At 76.2% G+C, this 15,569-nt stretch carries 12 protein-coding genes; 9 read left to right on the top strand and 3 right to left on the bottom strand.

Annotated elements, in window-relative coordinates:
• Position 1 precedes the first annotated feature (1 nt).
• A complete protein-coding gene (locus KW076_RS10115) occupies positions 2–1,351 on the bottom strand; it encodes a nicotinate phosphoribosyltransferase (protein ID WP_224355216.1) in 1,350 nt (449 codons plus the stop codon).
• Between the two features lie 64 nt (positions 1,352–1,415).
• Here KW076_RS10115 and clpS point away from each other — a divergent pair, with 64 nt between their 5' ends.
• Genes clpS through KW076_RS10080 form a run of 7 tightly spaced genes read left to right on the top strand, consistent with a single transcriptional unit; the run spans position 1,416 to position 6,812 of the window.
• Positions 1,416–1,727 carry an ATP-dependent Clp protease adapter ClpS gene (gene clpS / locus KW076_RS10110; protein WP_224355215.1) on the top strand — a complete coding sequence of 104 codons (312 nt, stop codon included), beginning with the start codon at positions 1,416–1,418 and terminating at the stop codon, positions 1,725–1,727.
• Positions 1,728–1,735: 8 nt separating this feature from the next.
• Positions 1,736–2,470: a DUF2017 family protein gene (locus tag KW076_RS10105; RefSeq protein ID WP_224355214.1), complete on the top strand. Its 735-nt coding sequence runs from the start codon at positions 1,736–1,738 to the stop codon at positions 2,468–2,470.
• On the top strand, positions 2,467–3,417 hold the full coding sequence (gene murI, locus KW076_RS10100) for a glutamate racemase (RefSeq protein WP_224355213.1): 951 nt from the start codon (positions 2,467–2,469) through the stop codon (positions 3,415–3,417). The genes KW076_RS10105 and murI overlap by 4 nt, the downstream gene beginning before the upstream one ends.
• Positions 3,414–4,226, top strand: a complete 813-nt coding sequence (locus tag KW076_RS10095; RefSeq protein WP_224355212.1) for an MBL fold metallo-hydrolase — start codon at positions 3,414–3,416, stop codon at positions 4,224–4,226. The genes murI and KW076_RS10095 overlap by 4 nt, the downstream gene beginning before the upstream one ends.
• Positions 4,227–4,246: 20 nt before the next feature.
• The gene (gene rph, locus KW076_RS10090) at positions 4,247–5,023 is read left to right on the top strand and encodes a ribonuclease PH (protein WP_224355211.1); all 777 of its coding nucleotides are present in this window, start codon (positions 4,247–4,249) and stop codon (positions 5,021–5,023) included.
• Positions 5,020–5,673: an RdgB/HAM1 family non-canonical purine NTP pyrophosphatase gene (gene rdgB, locus KW076_RS10085; RefSeq protein WP_224355210.1), complete on the top strand. Its 654-nt coding sequence runs from the start codon at positions 5,020–5,022 to the stop codon at positions 5,671–5,673. The genes rph and rdgB overlap by 4 nt, the downstream gene beginning before the upstream one ends.
• The gene (locus KW076_RS10080; RefSeq protein ID WP_224355209.1) at positions 5,670–6,812 is read left to right on the top strand and encodes a 3'-5' exonuclease; all 1,143 of its coding nucleotides are present in this window, start codon (positions 5,670–5,672) and stop codon (positions 6,810–6,812) included. Before rdgB ends, KW076_RS10080 begins: the two co-directional genes overlap by 4 nt.
• A gap of 29 nt (positions 6,813–6,841) precedes the next feature.
• Here the strand turns inward: KW076_RS10080 and KW076_RS10075 are convergent, their stop codons facing one another.
• On the bottom strand, positions 6,842–7,966 hold the full coding sequence (locus tag KW076_RS10075; protein WP_224355208.1) for an ADP-ribosylglycohydrolase family protein: 1,125 nt from the start codon (positions 7,964–7,966) through the stop codon (positions 6,842–6,844).
• Between the two features lie 97 nt (positions 7,967–8,063).
• Between KW076_RS10075 and KW076_RS10070 the strand changes: the two genes are divergently transcribed.
• Both KW076_RS10070 and KW076_RS10065 read left to right on the top strand, forming a co-directional pair.
• Positions 8,064–9,272, top strand: a complete 1,209-nt coding sequence (locus KW076_RS10070; RefSeq protein ID WP_224355207.1) for a metallophosphoesterase family protein — start codon at positions 8,064–8,066, stop codon at positions 9,270–9,272.
• Between the two features lie 11 nt (positions 9,273–9,283).
• The gene (locus KW076_RS10065) at positions 9,284–12,283 is read left to right on the top strand and encodes an AAA family ATPase (protein ID WP_239240207.1); all 3,000 of its coding nucleotides are present in this window, start codon (positions 9,284–9,286) and stop codon (positions 12,281–12,283) included.
• Here KW076_RS10065 and KW076_RS10060 read toward each other — a convergent pair.
• A complete protein-coding gene (locus KW076_RS10060) occupies positions 12,234–15,563 on the bottom strand; it encodes an efflux RND transporter permease subunit (RefSeq protein WP_224355205.1) in 3,330 nt (1,109 codons plus the stop codon). The two genes, KW076_RS10065 and KW076_RS10060, sit on opposite strands and share 50 nt — an antisense overlap.
• Between the last annotated feature and the right edge of the window lie 6 nt (positions 15,564–15,569).

The raw sequence follows: 15,569 nt of genomic DNA, 5'->3' as shown, positions 1-15,569 counted from the left end.
GTCAGTCCTCCTGGAAGATGGTCGGGATGAGGGCCTCGCCGGGCTGCAGACGGGCGGCGGCCCGGGGCAGCTCCGCGAGGGAGGCGGCGTGGCGCTCGGCGGCCCGCGTGACGGCCTCCGGTCCGGTCCAGCCCTCCTGCAGCTCGCCGTCCTTGACGAAGGTGTGCAGCAGGGGGCGGTCGTCGGCGTCGGCCGCGGGCGCGCGGTTCACGCCCACCAGCTCGGCGACGGCGCGGCCGCGGGCGTCCCGGCGGCGCACGGCGTCCTTGCGGCCGCCGTGGGAGGCCTTGCCGGAGGAGGCCTTGGCCACGTCGACCCAGGTGCCGTCGTCGTCCTGGCGGGCCACGAGCTTGTAGACCATGGAGGCGGTCGGCGCGCCGGAGCCGGTCACGAGGCGGGTGCCGACGCCGTAGGAGGCCACCGGCGCCGAGCGCAGCGAGGCGATCGCGTACTCGTCGAGGTCGGAGGTGACCATGATCCCGGTCTCCGTGTTGCCGAGGGAGTCGAGCAGCTCGCGGACCTCGTGGGCCTGCTGGACGAGGTCCCCGGAGTCCAGGCGCACGTTGCGCAGCGCGCGGCCGGCCACCTCCACGGCCGTGCGCACGCCCTGCTCGACGTCATAGGTGTCCACGAGGAGGGTGGTGTCGCGGCCGAGGGCGGCGACCTGGGCCTCGAACGCCGCGCGCTCGGAGTCGTGCAGCAGCGTGAAGGAGTGCGCGGCGGTGCCGACCGTCCGCACGCCGTACCGGCGGCCGGCCTCCAGGTTGGAGGTGGCGGCGAACCCGGCGATCACCGCGGCGCGGGCGGCGGCCACGGCGGCCTCCTCGTGGATGCGGCGGGCGCCCATCTCGATGCACGGGCGGCCCTGGGCCGCGGAGGCCATGCGGGAGGCCGCGGAGGCCACGGCGGAGTCGTAGTTCAGGATGGAGAGCAGGTAGGTCTCCAGGATGCAGGCCTCCGCGAAGGTGGACTCGACCTGGAGCACGGGGGAGTGCGGGAAGTAGACCTCGCCCTCGGCGTAGCCCGTGATGTCGCCGGAGAAGCGGAAGTCGGCCAGCCACTGCAGGGTGGCGTCGTCCACCACGGAGTGGTCCGCGAGGAAGTCCACCTCCGCCGTGGAGAAGCGGAAGCGCGAGAGGCCCTCGAGGATGCGGCCTGTGCCCGCGACGACGCCGTAGCGGCGCCCGTCCGGCAGACGGCGGCTGAACAGCTCGAACCGGCTGCGGCGCTCGGCGGTGCCCGCCCGGCGGGCGGCGCAGAGCATGGTGAGCTCGTAGTGGTCCGTCATCAGGGACGTGGGCACGTGCCATGGCGCGGCGGACGGGGCGGGTGCGGAGGCGTTCTGGGTCACCTCGTCAGGCTAGCGGACGGCCCCTGCCCCGTCAGGGGCCCCGCGCTTCCGTAGACTGGAGGGCATGCCTCACCCCGCCCCCCCCGCCCCCGGCGCGGACACCGCGCTGTTGGAGCGCCCGCGCGAGGACCTCGCCGCCGCCCGCCCGTGGCATGTGGTGGTGTGGAACGACCCCGTGAACCTGATGAGCTACGTGGCGTACGTGTTCCGCTCGCACTTCGGCTACTCGGCGGCGCGCGCCCAGTCCCTGATGCTCGAGGTCCACGAGCGCGGACGGTCCGTGGTGTTCACCGGCTCCCGTGAGGTCGCCGAGGGGCACGTGACCGCGATGCACGGGTTCGGCCTGTGGGCCACCCTGGAACAGGCCGAGGACTGAGGAGGAGCATGGCACAGCGATTCCGCTGGACGCGGCGCGGGTACGTCGCCGAGCTCGAGGACGCCGAGCTGCGGCTGCTGCGCGGCCTCGTGAAGGACGTGGTGACCCTGTTGGAGAACCGCCAGGACGAGGTCGCCCCGCCCGGGAGCGACGCGGGGACCGCCGAGGACGCCCCGGAGGCCGGGGCCGAGCCGGTCGCCGACGCTCGGCCGGGCGACGCCGTCGGGCCGGGGGAGGAGACCCCCCACGACGCCGCGTTCTGGGCGCTCGTGGGCGGGCTGGACCTCGTCGCGGACCCCGTGGCCGAGCGGTCCGCGCCGGAGGACCCCGCGGTCGCCCGCCTGCTGCCGGACGCGATGCCCCACGCCGAGCCCGCCGAGCGCGCCCGCCAGCGGGCCCTCACCGAGGACGCGCTCACCGCCGCCAAGCTCGCCGACGCCCGCCGCGCCCTCGAGGCGCTGCGCTCCGTGCGGGTCACCGTGCCCCACGAGCACGCCGTCTCCTTCGGGCGGGCGCTGAACGACGTCCGCCTGGTGCTCGCCGCCCGGCTGGGCATCGAGACCGAGCAGGACGCCGCCCGGGTCCACGCCGTGGACGACTGGCGCGACGCGCAGGACGTGGAGGCCACGATGGCCCTCCTGTACAACTTCACCACCTGGCTGCAGGAGACCCTGATGGCGGAGATGCTCTCCGAGCTGCCCCTCGAGGGCGCGGCCGGCCCCGACGAGGAGGAGCGCGCATGAGCGCGACCGCAGACACCGCGCAGACGGGGGCGGGCCCCTCCTCGCCGATCGGCGTGTTCGACTCCGGCGTGGGCGGGCTGACCGTGGCCCGCGCGATCATGGACCAGCTGCCGCACGAGCCGATCATATACGTCGGCGACACGGCGCACTCCCCGTACGGGCCGCGGCCGATCGCCCAGGTGCGCGCCCTGGCCCTGGGCGTGATGGACGAGCTCGTGGAGGCCGGCGTCAAGGCGCTCGTCATCGCGTGCAATTCCGCCTCGGCGGCCGTGCTGCGCGACGCGCGGGAGCGCTACACCGGCCGGCTCGGCATCCCCGTCGTCGAGGTCATCCAGCCGGCCGTGCGACGGGCCGTCGCCGCCACGCGCAACGGGCGGGTCGGCGTGATCGGCACCCAGGCCACCGTGGGCTCCCGCGCGTACGAGGACTCGTTCTCCGCGGCCCCGCACCTGCAGATCACGTCCGTGGCGTGCCCGCGGTTCGTCGAGTTCGTGGAGGCCGGCATCACCACGGGCCCCGAGCTGCTGGAGACCGCGGAGGAGTACGTGGCCCCGCTCAAGGCCGCCGGCGTGGACACCATGGTCCTGGGCTGCACCCACTACCCGCTGCTCACCGGCGCGCTCTCCCTGGTGATGGGGGAGGACGTCACGCTCGTCTCCTCCGCCGAGGAGACCGCCAAGGACCTGTACCGGGCCCTGGTGCGCCACGGCCTGGAGCACCCGCACTCGGCGGCCGGCTCCGCCGCCGCCCCCGAGCACCGCTTCGCCGCCACGGGCGACCCGGAGCACTTCGCGGCCCTCGCGCGTCGGTTCCTCGGCCCCGAGGTGGGACCGGTGCGGCAGATCCAGGAGATCCGCGAGCGGTACCCCACCGCGGCGCTCACCGCGCTGACGCCGGACGTGCTGGCGCGGCTGCGCGCCGAGATGGAGGAGGACGGAGCCCGATGAAGCTGACCGTGATCGGAGCCTCCGGCTCCTTCCCCGGGCCGGGCTCGCCCGCGTCCTGCTACCTCGTCACCGCCGACGGCCCGGACGGGAATGGGGGCACCCGCCCCTGGCGGATCCTCCTGGACCTGGGCAACGGGTCCCTGGGCGTGCTGCAGCGGCACATCGAGCTGGAGCAGATCGACGGCGTGCTGCTCTCGCACCTCCACCCGGACCACTGCATCGACCTGTGCGGGTTGCACGTGGCCGTGCGCTGGAACCCCGAGGGCTGGGACGCCGGGAGGATCCCCGTGTACGGGCCCGCGGCCACGGCCACGCGCATCGCCGAGGCGTACGGCATGGACCCGGAGCCGGGCATGCAGGAGGACTTCGACTTCCGCGCGTGGGAGGCCGGCCGCACCGAGGGGCTGGGGCCGTTCCGCCTCACCCCGTTCGCGGTGCGCCATCCCATCGACGAGGCCTACGCGATCCGCGTGGAGACCACCGAGCCCGGCCCCGACGGCGAGCCGGTGACCCGCGTGCTCGCGTACTCGGGGGACTCCGACACCTGCGACGGCCTCGTGGAGGCGGCCCGCGACGCCGACCTGTTCCTCTGCGAGGCCGCGTACCACGAGGGCCGCGACGACCACATCGACGGCGTGCACCTCACCGGCCGCCGCGCCGGCCAGATGGCCGCCGAAGCCGGCGCGCGGAAGCTGCTGCTGACGCACCTGCCGGTGTGGAACGACCCGCAGCGGTGCGCCCAGGAGGCCCGCGAGGCCTACGTCGGGCCGCTCGCGGTGGCGGTCTCCGGGCTGAGCTACGGCCTCTGAGCCCGTCCTAGACTGGGGCCATGACCGAGTCCTCCCCGAGCACCTCCCCGTCCGTGACCCGCCAGGACGGCCGCGCCGTCGACGAGCTGCGCCCCATCACCATCACCCGCGGGTTCTCGCGGCAGGCGGAGGGCTCCGCGCTGATCGAGTTCGGCGGCACCCGCGTCCTGTGCACCGCCTCCTTCACGGAGGGCGTGCCGCGCTGGCTCAAGGGAGAGGGCACCGGCTGGGTCACCGCCGAGTACGCGATGCTCCCGCGCGCCACCAACGAGCGCAGCCAGCGCGAGTCGGTCAAGGGCCGCATCGGCGGGCGCACGCACGAGATCTCCCGCCTGATCGGCCGCTCGCTGCGCGCCGTGATCGACCTCTCCGCGCTGGGGGAGAACACGATCGTGCTCGACTGCGACGTCCTCGACGCCGACGGCGGCACCCGCACCGCCTCCATCACGGGCGCCTATGTGGCCCTGGCCGAGGCCGTGGCCTGGGCCCAGGGCAGGGGCATCCTGAAGAAGGATGCCAGGGTGCTGACCGACTCCGTGTCCGCGGTGTCCGTGGGCATCATCGACGGGGTCCCCATGCTCGACCTGCCCTACGTGGAGGACGTCAAGGCGGAGACGGACATGAACGTCGTCGTCACCGGCTCCGGCGACTTCGTGGAGGTCCAGGGCACCGCCGAGGGAGTCCCGTTCCGCCGCGCCGAGCTGGACGTCCTGCTGGACCTGGCCCTGGCCGGCACCGCTGAGCTGTCCCGCATCCAGGCCGAGACCCTCGCCGGTGACGTGGCGGGCCGCGCGTGAGCACCCCGACCGCCCCCGTCGCCCCGGCCGGGGCCCGCGTGGTGCTGGCGACCCACAACGCCGGCAAGGTCCGCGAGCTGCGCTCCCTGCTCGCCGAGGCGCTGCCGGCGCTGGACGTCGAGACGGCCGTGGTCGACGCCGGCGCCGTGGGCGCCCCGGACGTCGTCGAGGACGGCGTGACGTTCGAGCAGAACGCCCTCAAGAAGGCCCGCGCCGTGGCCGCGCACACCGGGCTGATCGCCGTCGCCGACGACTCCGGCCTGGCCGTGGACGTCCTGGGCGGCGCGCCCGGGATCTTCTCGGCCCGCTGGGCCGGGCGCCACGGCGACGACAAGGCGAACCTGGAGCTGCTGCTGGCCCAGCTCGGGGACGTCCCGGACGAGCACCGCGGGGCGGCCTTCGTCTGCGCGGCCGCCCTGGCCACGCCGCGGGGCGGCGACCACGTGGAGCTCGGACGCATGCCCGGCATGCTGCTGCGCGAGCCCGTCGGGGACGGCGGCTTCGGCTACGACCCGATCCTGCGCCCCGCGGGTGAGGACCGCTCCACGGCCCAGCTCAGCTCCGCCGAGAAGAACGCGATCAGCCACCGCGGGCAGGCCTTCCGCGCCCTGCTGCCGCATCTCGTGGCCGCGCTCTCCGCCGACTCGTGACCGCCGGGATCGCCCCGGTGCGGCAGCCGGGGCTGGACTTCACGGCGATCGACTTCGAGACCGCCAACGGGTTCCGGGGCTCCGCCTGCCAGCTCGGCGCCGTGCGCGTCCGGGACGGCCTGCCCGCGTCGCGGGCCGTGTGGCTCATGCGGCCGCCCGCGGGCTTCGACCGGTTCGACCCCCGCAACGTGCGGATCCACGGGATCCATGCGGACCGGGTGGTCGACGCCCCGCGGTTCGCCGAGGTGTACGATGCGTTCGCGGCGTTCGCCGGGGACGACGTCCTCGTGGCGCACAACGCCGGCTTCGACCTCGGCGTGATCGAGTCCGGCCTGGAGGTCTCCGGCCGGGACGTGCCCGCCCACGACTACGCCTGCACCCTCACCCTCGCGCGGCGGATCTACGACCTGCCCTCCTACTCGCTGCCCTCCGCGGCGCGCGAGGCCGGGTTCGTCCCGGGCCGCCACCACGACGCGCTCGCGGACGCGGAGGCGTGCGCCGCGATCCTCGTGGACCTGGCCCGCCGCGTGTGCCCGCCCGGGGAGGCGACCGTGGACGCCCTGCTGGCCTCGCAGGGGCTGCGGCGCAGCCGGCTGACGGCCCGCGCGGCCGGGACCGGGCGGGAGTCGCGTGCGACCCGGCAGGCCCGGACCATGCCCGGGCTCTTCGACGCCACGATCCCCCTGGCCGACGACCGGACCCTGCCCGACCTCATGCGCTGGCCGGACGAGGGCGTGAACCCCGAGCCGGCCGCCGACGCCGACCCCGGCCACCCGCTCTACGGGCAGGTCGTCGTGTTCACCGGCGGGATCGGCATGTCCCGGCAGGAGGCCAAGAACCGGGCCGCCCAGCGCGGGGCCGCCACCGCCAACCGGGTGAACGGGCGCACCACGATGCTCGTGGTGGGCGACGGCGTCGACCCGGCCGAGCTGGTGGGGGCGCCGGAGGTCCACGGGGTCGTCGTAGACCCCGGGGCGACCGACCCCGCCGGGCGCGGCGTCGACCCGGGCGGCGCGGTGACGCACCGCAAGACCCGGGAGGCGCTGCAGCGCCGCGCGAAGGGCCAGGCCATCGCCCTGGTGTCCGAGGCGGAGTTCCTGCAGATGGTGGACGGGGCCTGGCCGGCCGGGGCCCGCTGACCCGGCCCGCCGACCGGATCAGCCGTCGCTCAGGTGGTGGCGGCGATCCAGCGACGCGCGGCCTCGGCCACCACCTCGCGCTCCGTGATCCACGCCGGCACGGAGTCGGCGTCCTGGCCCCTGGACCCGAACACCGCCATGCCGTGGCGGGCGCCGACCAGCTGGCCGGCCAGGGCGGCCGTGGAGTCCGAGTCCCCGTCGTGGTTCGCTCCGATCCGCAGGGCCAGGCCCAGCGCCGCGGCGGGGTCCTCCGCGCGGGCCTCGGCCACGAGTGCGGCGTAGGCGGCGATCGCCAGGGCCTCCTCTGCCACCCAGCCCTCCCCGAGGGAGGCCGGCAGCGTGCCGGGTGCGCCGACGTCGTCCCCGGCCTCGACGGCTCGGGCCGCCTCGGCGAGGGCGCCGTCCAGGGCGGCGCGGGTCTCGGCGCCGTCCTCCCCGGTGGAGTCCAGCCAGGTCCGGGGGTGCTCCAGCGCGCCGCGCAGCTCCGCTCCGTCGAACAGCGCGGAGACCGTCAGCGCGAACGCCGCCGCGGCCGTCCACCCCGTGGGGTGCCCGTGGGTGAGCACGGCCCCCTGCCGGGCGAACGAGGCAACGTGATGGTCCTCCAGCCCCGGGACCATCCCGTAGGGCGCCGAGCGCATCACCGCGCCGCACCCCTTGGAGTCCGGGTTCTTCGGGTCCGGCACCACCCCCATGCCGGACGAGCGCAGCCCGGACAGGCACGCCATGCCCGGGGCACGCTGGGCGTGCAGCTCCGTGTGCGCGTCGATCCAGCGGTCCTGGGCGGGCGGGGCGCCGTCGGGCAGCGCGCCGTCCTGGGTCCGCAGCCAGCGCAGGCAGGCCAGCCACACGCACGCCGCGGGGTCCGATGCCTGGCCCGCGTTCTGCCACTCGATCCACTCGAGCATCCCGTCCAGCACGTAGAGCGTCATCTGCGTGTCACCGGAGACCGGCAGGGCGGAGACGCCGGAGACGGCGGCGAGGGCGGGGCCGTCCGTGACCCCCGCGGCGCCGAGGCGGCCGAGGATCCGGTCCACCGAGTCGAACTCGACGGCGTAGCCGAGGGCGTCGCCGGCGGCCCCGGCGGCCAGCAGGCCCAGGACGCGGGACGGGTAGGAGACGTCGGTGCGGGGGGAGGGGGCGGCGTCGGTCATGGACCCATCGTAGGGAGGGGCGGGGCGCCGTGACGGCCTCGTCGCGGTGGGCCGGGGGGCGGCTTGTCGCGTCCGGCCGCGTCCCTAGGCTGGGTCCATGCTCCTGCTGCACACCTCCGACTGGCACCTCGGCCGGTCCTTCCACGGCACCGGCCTACTGGACTCCCAGCGCAGGGTGCTCGCCCAGCTCGTGGACACGGTCCGGGAGCGGGGCGTGGACGCCGTCCTGCTGGCCGGGGACGTCTACGACCGCGCGCTGCCCGCCGCCGACGCCGTGACCCTCCTCGACGAGACCCTTGCCGCCCTCCGCGCCGCCGGCTCCCAGGTGGTCCTCACCAGCGGGAACCACGACTCCGCGATCCGGCTCGGCTTCGGCTCCGCCCTGATGGCCGCCGGCGGCGTCCACGTGCGCACGGACCCGGAGCGCCTGGCCGAGCCGGTGCTGCTCGAGGACGCGGCGGGGGAGCGGGCCGCCGTCTACGGCATCCCCTACCTGGAGCCCCGCCACCTGGGCGAGGCCTGGGGCGTGGACCCGCACCACACCGCCGTCATGACCGAGGCCGTGCGCCGCGTGCTCGCCGACCTCGAGGAGCGGCGCGCCGCGGACGGCCCGCTGGCCGGCGTCGTCCTGGCGCACCTGTTCGCCGCGGGAGCGGAGGGCACCGAGTCCGAGCGGGACATCGGCGAGGGGCCGCACACGGACGCCCACGGCACCGCCCCCGAGGGTCTCGTCGGCACCCTGGGGCAGGTGCCCGTGAGCGTGTTCTCCGGCCTGGACTACGCGGCCCTGGGCCACCTGCACGGTCGGCAGACCATGGCCCCGCACGTCCGCTACTCCGGCTCCCCGCTGCCCTACTCGTTCTCGGAGGCCCGCCACACCAAGGGCGGCTGGCTCGTCCACGTGGCCGGCGGCGCCGTCACCGAGGTGGAGTCCGTGGACTGGGACGCCGGACGCCGCCTCGCCGTCCTCGAGGACCGGATCCAGCCCCTGCTGGACTCGCCCGGCTACGCATGGGCGGAGGACCGGTTCGTGCAGGCGACCGTCACGGACCCCGAGCGCCCGGAGAAGGCGCTCGAGCGGCTGCGCTCCCGGTTCCCCCACCTGCTCGTGTTCCGCCACGAGCCGGAGGGCGGGCACGCCGCCCGGGAGCGCACCTACGCGCAGGCGCTGCGTCAGGCCCCGGACGACCTCGCCCTCACCACGGGCTTCGTGGACCACGTGCGGGGCAGGCCGGCGTCGGAGGCGGAACGCGAGCTGCTGGACGAGGCCCTGACCGCCTCGCGGATCGGGGAGGCGCAGGCATGAGGATCCACCGGATGCGACTCGAGGGGATCGGCCCGTACGCCGAGCCCCAGGACCTGGACCTGGACCCGCTCAACGACGCCGGCCTGTTCCTCCTGGACGGGCCCACGGGCGCCGGCAAGTCCACCGTGCTCGCGGCCCTGTGCTTCGCCCTCTACGGCTCCGTGCCCGGGGGACGGACGCCCGAGTCCCTCGTCACCACCCTGCGCCCGCCCGGGGCGGTGGTCCCGCAGGTGCTCGTCGAATTCACCGTGCAGGGGCGGCGGTTCGAGGTCCTCCGCTCGCCCCGGCACGCCCGCCCCAAGAAGCGCGGCGGCGGCACGACGGCCACCCAGGCGTCCGTGTCCCTGCGCGAGCGCGTGGACGGTGCCTGGACCGCGCCCCTGACCCGGGCGGACGAGGTCGGCCGGCAGGTCGCCGAGGTGCTGCGGCTCGACGCGGCCCAGTTCATGCAGGTCGTCTCCCTGCCGCAGGGGCGGTTCGCCGAGTTCCTCACCGCCAGGTCCGACGACCGGCAGAGGCTGCTGCGCCGCCTCTTCGGCACCCAGCGCTTCGACGGCGTCGAGGACCGCCTCAAGGAGTGCGCCGAGGCGCTCGGGACGCGGGTGGCCGCCGACGCCGCGGAGGCGGCCGGGGCGCGGGCCCAGCTGCTCGAGCAGGCCCGTCTGGAGCTGGGGGAGGACTGGCACGCGCCGGATCCGGCCCCTGAGGAGGGGGAGGACGAGCGGCTGGTGGAGCTCACCCGCACCCGCGCGGACGCCGCTCTCGCGGAGGCCCGGACGGCGCAGCAGGCGGCCGACGCGGCCGAGGCCGCGGCGCGCGCCGCGCAGGATCGCCTCACCGCCGACACCGAGGCCCTCCGGGCGCTCGCGGCGTGGGAGGGGCGCGAGCGTGAGCATCGGCAGGCCGCCGACCACGTCGCCGCGGACAGGTCGGCCGTGGCCCTGCACGAGCGTGCCTCCCACGTGCTCGGCGCCGCCACCCGGGCGGAGCAGACCCGGGCCGCCCACGCCTCCACCGCGGAGAGAGCCCGGGCCGCCGCCGAGGCCGTGGCCGCGGACGCCCTCGCGGCCGCCTGGCTCGACGAGGCCGAGGACGCGGACGCCGCCCGCCGACGCGCCGACCGGGAGACCGATGCGCTGGCCCGGGCCGTCCGGGACCGCGACGCGCTGACCCGCCTCGAGGCCGAGGGCACCCAGGCGGACGCCGAGCGGGAGCGGCTCGAGGACGAGGCCCGCTCGGCCCGGGAGAAGGGAAAGCGCCGCGCCGCCCAGATCGCCGAACTCCACGACACCGTCGACGCCGCGGCCGCCCGACTCGGCGCCGAGGACGAGGTCGCCCGGCGCCTGGCCGAGGCCACCGAGCGGGCGGCCGCCGCGGGGCAGGCCGCCGAGCGCGCCGTCGCCCAGGAGCGGGCCCGGGCGGCCCGCGACGAGCGGAGGGACGCCCAACGCGGCGCCGCGCAGGCCCGCCTCGACCTGCTCCGCAGCCGGTTCGAGCAGGCCGCGGCCGAGCTCGCCGCCGGGCTCGAGGACGGCAGTCCCTGCCCCGTCTGTGGCTCCGCCGAGCACCCCGACCCCGCGCCCCGCGCGGACGGCGCGGTCACCGAGGCCGACGTGGCCGCCGCGGACCGGGCCCTGGAGGCCGCGGACGCCGCCCTCGCCGAGGCCGAGCAGGCGCTCGCGGCGGCGTCCGAGGAGCATCGGGCGGCCCGGGAGCGGGCCGGCGGCCAGGACGTGGCCGCCGCCGAGGAGGCCCTGTCGGCCGTCCGCGCCGAGCACGAGGCCCTCGCCGCCGCCCGCACCGCCCTGGCCACGGACCGCCGGGCGCTCGCCCGCCGCGAGTCCGAGCAGCGGACGGCCGACGAGGCCGCCACGGCCCGCACCGCCGCTCTCGCCCGGCTCTCCGAAGCTCAGGCGCGGCGCACCGAGCGCGCAGCCGAGCTCACCGCGGCCGTGGCCGCCGCGCAGGGGGACGCCGCCGACCTCGACGCCCGCACGGCCCACGTGCGCACCGCCACCCGGGCGCTGTCCGCCCTCGTCGAGGCGGGGGACGCCGCGGCCCGGGCCGCCGCCGTCGCCGAGGACGCCGCCCAGGCGCTCGCCGGTGCCCTCGCAGAGCAGGACTTCGCGGACGTGGCGGCCGCCCGGGCGGCCGCGCTCCCGCCGGACGACGCCGCGGCGCGGGCCGCCCGCGTGAGGTCGTGGGACGTGGAGGAGGCCCGCCTCGCCGAGGCCGCGGCCTCGGAGCCGTTGGTCCGCGGCCGCGCCCTGCGGGAGGCCGGCACGTCCGAGCCCACCGCGGAGGAGTTCGCCGCCGCGCAGGAGACCCTCCGCGAGGCCACGGCCGCGCGCACCGCACGTGCCGCCGTCGTCGGCCGACGCGAGGCGCTCGTCGCGTCGCTCGAGCGGCAGGCCCGCCGGCTGCGCGCCGTCCTGGAGCGCTCCAGCGAGCTCCTCGCCGAGCACGAGCGGGCCACCGGCCTGCTGGCCCTGGTCCGCGGCCAGGGGGAGAACCGGCTCAAGATGCCGCTGGCCAGCTATGTCCTGGCCGGACGGCTCGAGGAGGTGGCCGCGGCGGCCACGGAGCGGCTGCTGGCCATGACGGACCGCCGCTACTCCATCGAGTACTCGGACGAGGCCACCGGGCGGGGCAACAAGGGTCTGGAACTCGTCATCCGGGACCACTACGTGGACGAGACCCGGCACCCCTCGACGCTCTCCGGGGGCGAGACCTTCATGGCCTCCCTGGCCCTCGCCCTCGGCCTGGCGGACACCGTCCAGGCCGAGGCCGGCGGCGTCGAGCTGGACACCCTGTTCGTGGACGAGGGCTTCGGCTCTCTCGACGCGGACACCCTCGACGACGTCCTCGACGTCGTCGACGGGCTGCGTGCCGGCGGGCGGACCGTGGGCCTCGTCTCCCACGTGGAGCGCATGAAGCAGGAGATCCCGGTCCGCCTCGAGGTCACGAAGTCGCGCGCCGGATCCACCCTCGCCATCCACGACGGCGGCTGAGTCGCCCCGCGGGTGCCGGGTGCGCCGCCGCCGCGGGCCCGGCCACCGCCCGCGCGGCGGCCTCACGCTCGGCGAGCTCGCGCTCCCGGGCCTCACGCTCGGCGAGCTCGCGCTCCTCGGCCTCTCGCGCGGCACGCTCGGCCTGGATCCGGCGCTCGCCCCGGGCCTCGGTCAGCCGGTAGAGCACCGGCACCAGGACGAGCGTGAGCACGGTGGAGGAGGCCAGGCCGCCCACGACGGCCACGGCCAGCGGCTGGGAGATGAACCCGGCGTGCCCGGTGATGCCCAGCGCCATGGGGGTCATGGCCAGGACGGTGGCCAGGGCGGTCATCACCACGGGGCGCACGCGGTGCAGGGCGCCCCTCTCGATCGCCTCGTCCAGGGCCATGCCGTGCCGGCGCCGGTACTGGTTGATGAGGTCGATCAGCACGATCGCGTTCGTCACCACGATGCCCACGAGCATCAGCAGGCCGATCATCGTCGCCACGCCCAGTGCGGTGCCGGAGGCCAGCAGCGCCAGCACGACGCCCGTCGCCGCGAACGGGATGGAGACCAGCAGCACGAACGGCTGACGCAGCGAGTTGAAGGTCGCCACCATCACCACGTACACGGCGGCGATCGCCGCGAGCAGCGCGAGGCCGAGGTCCCGGAAGGTCTTCGCCTGCTCGGTGGCGGCGCCGCCCACCGTCGCCTCGACGCCGTCGGGCAGCGCGACGCCCTCCAGGGCGTCGGAGACGCGCCGGGAGACGCCGCCGAGGTCGGCCGGGTCCGGGGTCACCGTGACCTCGGCGGTGCGCTGCCCGTTGGACGACGTCACCTGCGCCGGCACGTCCGCGCGGCGGACGTCGGCGAGTTCGCTCAGCGGGACGGGCCCGGAGGGGGTGCTGATCGGGACGGCGCGCAGCGCCCCCAGGCTCTCGACCGGGTCGGGGTCGCCCAGACGCACGGTGAACTCCTGGAAGCCGAACCGCACGGTCCCGGCGGGCACGGCCTGCAGGGCCGCCGCCACCTGGCCGGAGACGGCCTTCTCGGTGAGTCCACGCTCGGCCGCCGCGAGGGTGTCCACGTCCACCTGGAACGTGGGGCGGACGTCGGAGGAGGGGGTGCTCGCCTGCAGCACGCCGTCCAGCCCGCGCAGGGCCTCCGCCACCCGGTCGATCCCGTCGGCCAGGGCCTCCGGGTCCGGGGCGGTGACGGACACGGTGATGTCCTGACCGCCCGCCGGGCCCTGCTGGGCGGACACGTCCACCTCGCCGACGTCGCCCAGCCCGGCCAGGCGGCCGCGCACCTCGTCCTGCAGCGCGGTCTGGTCCGCGTCCGGGTCGGTGACCACGGTGAACGTCGCCCTGTCGGCCGAGCCGCGGCCGAACGCGCCCATCGCGCCGCCGGCGCTGCCCGCGGTGAACTGCACGGTGCGCACCCCGGGGGTGTCGCGCAGGGCGGCCTCGATGCGCCCGGCGATCGCCGTCGTCGCCTCGAGGGAGGTGCCCGGCGCCTGCTGGGCGGTCACCACGAACGAGTTCTGCCCGGAGTCGCCGAGCAGGTTGGTGGGGATGAGCGGGGCGAGGGCGACCGTGCCGGCGAGCAGGGCCGCGGCCCCCGCCAGCGTCGCGACGGCGTGGCGCTGGGTCCAGCGCAGCACCGGGCGGTACGCGCGCGCGAGCCAGGTGTCCTGGGCGGCGTCCTCCACTGGGGACGAGACGCCCTCCGCGCCGCCCGGCGCGGCCGCCGCCCGCGGCGCCCTGAGGAACCACCAGCACAGCACGGGCACGATGGTCAGGGCGACCACCAGCGACGCCAGGAGCGCGATCGACGTCGTCACCGCGAACGGCCGGAACAGCTCGCCGGCGAGCCCGTCGACGAACGCGATGGGCAGGAACACGGCCACGGAGACCAGCGTGGACGCCGTGATCGCGGTGGCGACCTCGCGGGTGCCCTCGAGGATGGCGGTGCGCTTGTCCGCGCCGAGGCCGAGGTGGCGCCGGATGTTCTCGACGACCACGATCGCGTCGTCCACCACGCGGCCGATGGAGATGGTGAGCGCGCCCAGCGTCAGGGTGTTCAGGGAGTAGCCGAACACCGCGACGCCGATCAGCGCCGTCAGCAGGGACAGCGGGATGGAGACCGCGGTGACCATCGTCGAGCGGGCGGAGAGCAGGAACACGGCGATCACGAGGATCGCCATGGCCAGGCCCAGCAGGCCCTCGACGAAGAGCGTGCGGATGGACTGCTCGATGAACGGCGCCTGGTCGAACACGACCGTGAGCTTCGCCCCGGACCCGGCGAGGGACTCCAGCTCGGGCAGGGCGTCGGCCACGGCGTGGGACACCGCCACGAGGTCCGCGTCCGGCGTGGCGGTGACGCTCAGGGAGAGCGTCGGCGCCCCGTCGGTCCGGGTGACGGACGTGGGGTCCGCGGCCTGCATGCTCACCGCGGCGACGTCGCCCAGGCGCGCGGGGGTGCCCGTGGCGGCCCCGGGCCCGCCGCCCGCCCCGGCCCCGGCGCCCTGGTCGGCGGCCCCGGTGGAGGACTGACCCCCGCCGGGCGTCACGGTGACCTGCTCGAGGTCCGCGACGCTTCCGACGGGCGCGCCCGCCTGCACGGGGTAGGTGACGGTCCCCGAGGTGGCCTGGCCGATGGGGAACAGGCCCGCGTTCTCCTCGAGGGCCGTGGTCACGTCCTGCGTGGTCAGGCCGGCGGCGGCGAGCTTCGCGGCGTCGGGGACCACGGAGACGTACTCCTCGGTGCCGCCCAGCACCTGGGCGCCGCGCACCCCGTCGATCCGCTGCAGCCGGGGGACCAGGACGTCCTCGGCGCGGCGCTTCAGGGCGTTCAGGTCCTCGTCCCCGGAGAGGGCGAGGAACACCACGGGGAAGTCGGAGACCGAGCCGGCGAAGGAGGTGGTCTGCGCCTCCTCGGGCAGCTGGGAGGCGAGGTTGGAGATCACCCGGTCCACCTGGGAGCGGGCGCGCGTCAAGTCCGTGCCGTAGCGGAACCGGAGCTGGACGCTGTTGAAGGACGTGGCGGAGGTCGAGGCGGACGAGTCCAGCCCCTCGACGGCCTGGAGGGCCTGCTCGAGGGGCTGGCCGATCTCGGCGTCCACCACCTCCGGGCTCGCGCCCGGATAGGTCGTGGACACCGAGATGACGGGGAGCTCGAGCGAGGGGATCAGCTCACGCTTGAGCAGGCCCGCCGAGAGGACCCCGAACACCGCGATGAACGCGGTGACGAGCGCCACCAGGGCGCGCCGGGATAGGGAGAACCGTGCGAGCGCGCCCATGGTGGC

Source organism: Micrococcus porci, assembly GCF_020097155.1.
Lineage (GTDB): Bacteria > Actinomycetota > Actinomycetes > Actinomycetales > Micrococcaceae > Micrococcus > Micrococcus porci.
The sequence above is the reverse complement of the archived record's forward strand: the minus strand, read 5'-3'. Positions and strand labels throughout refer to the sequence as shown.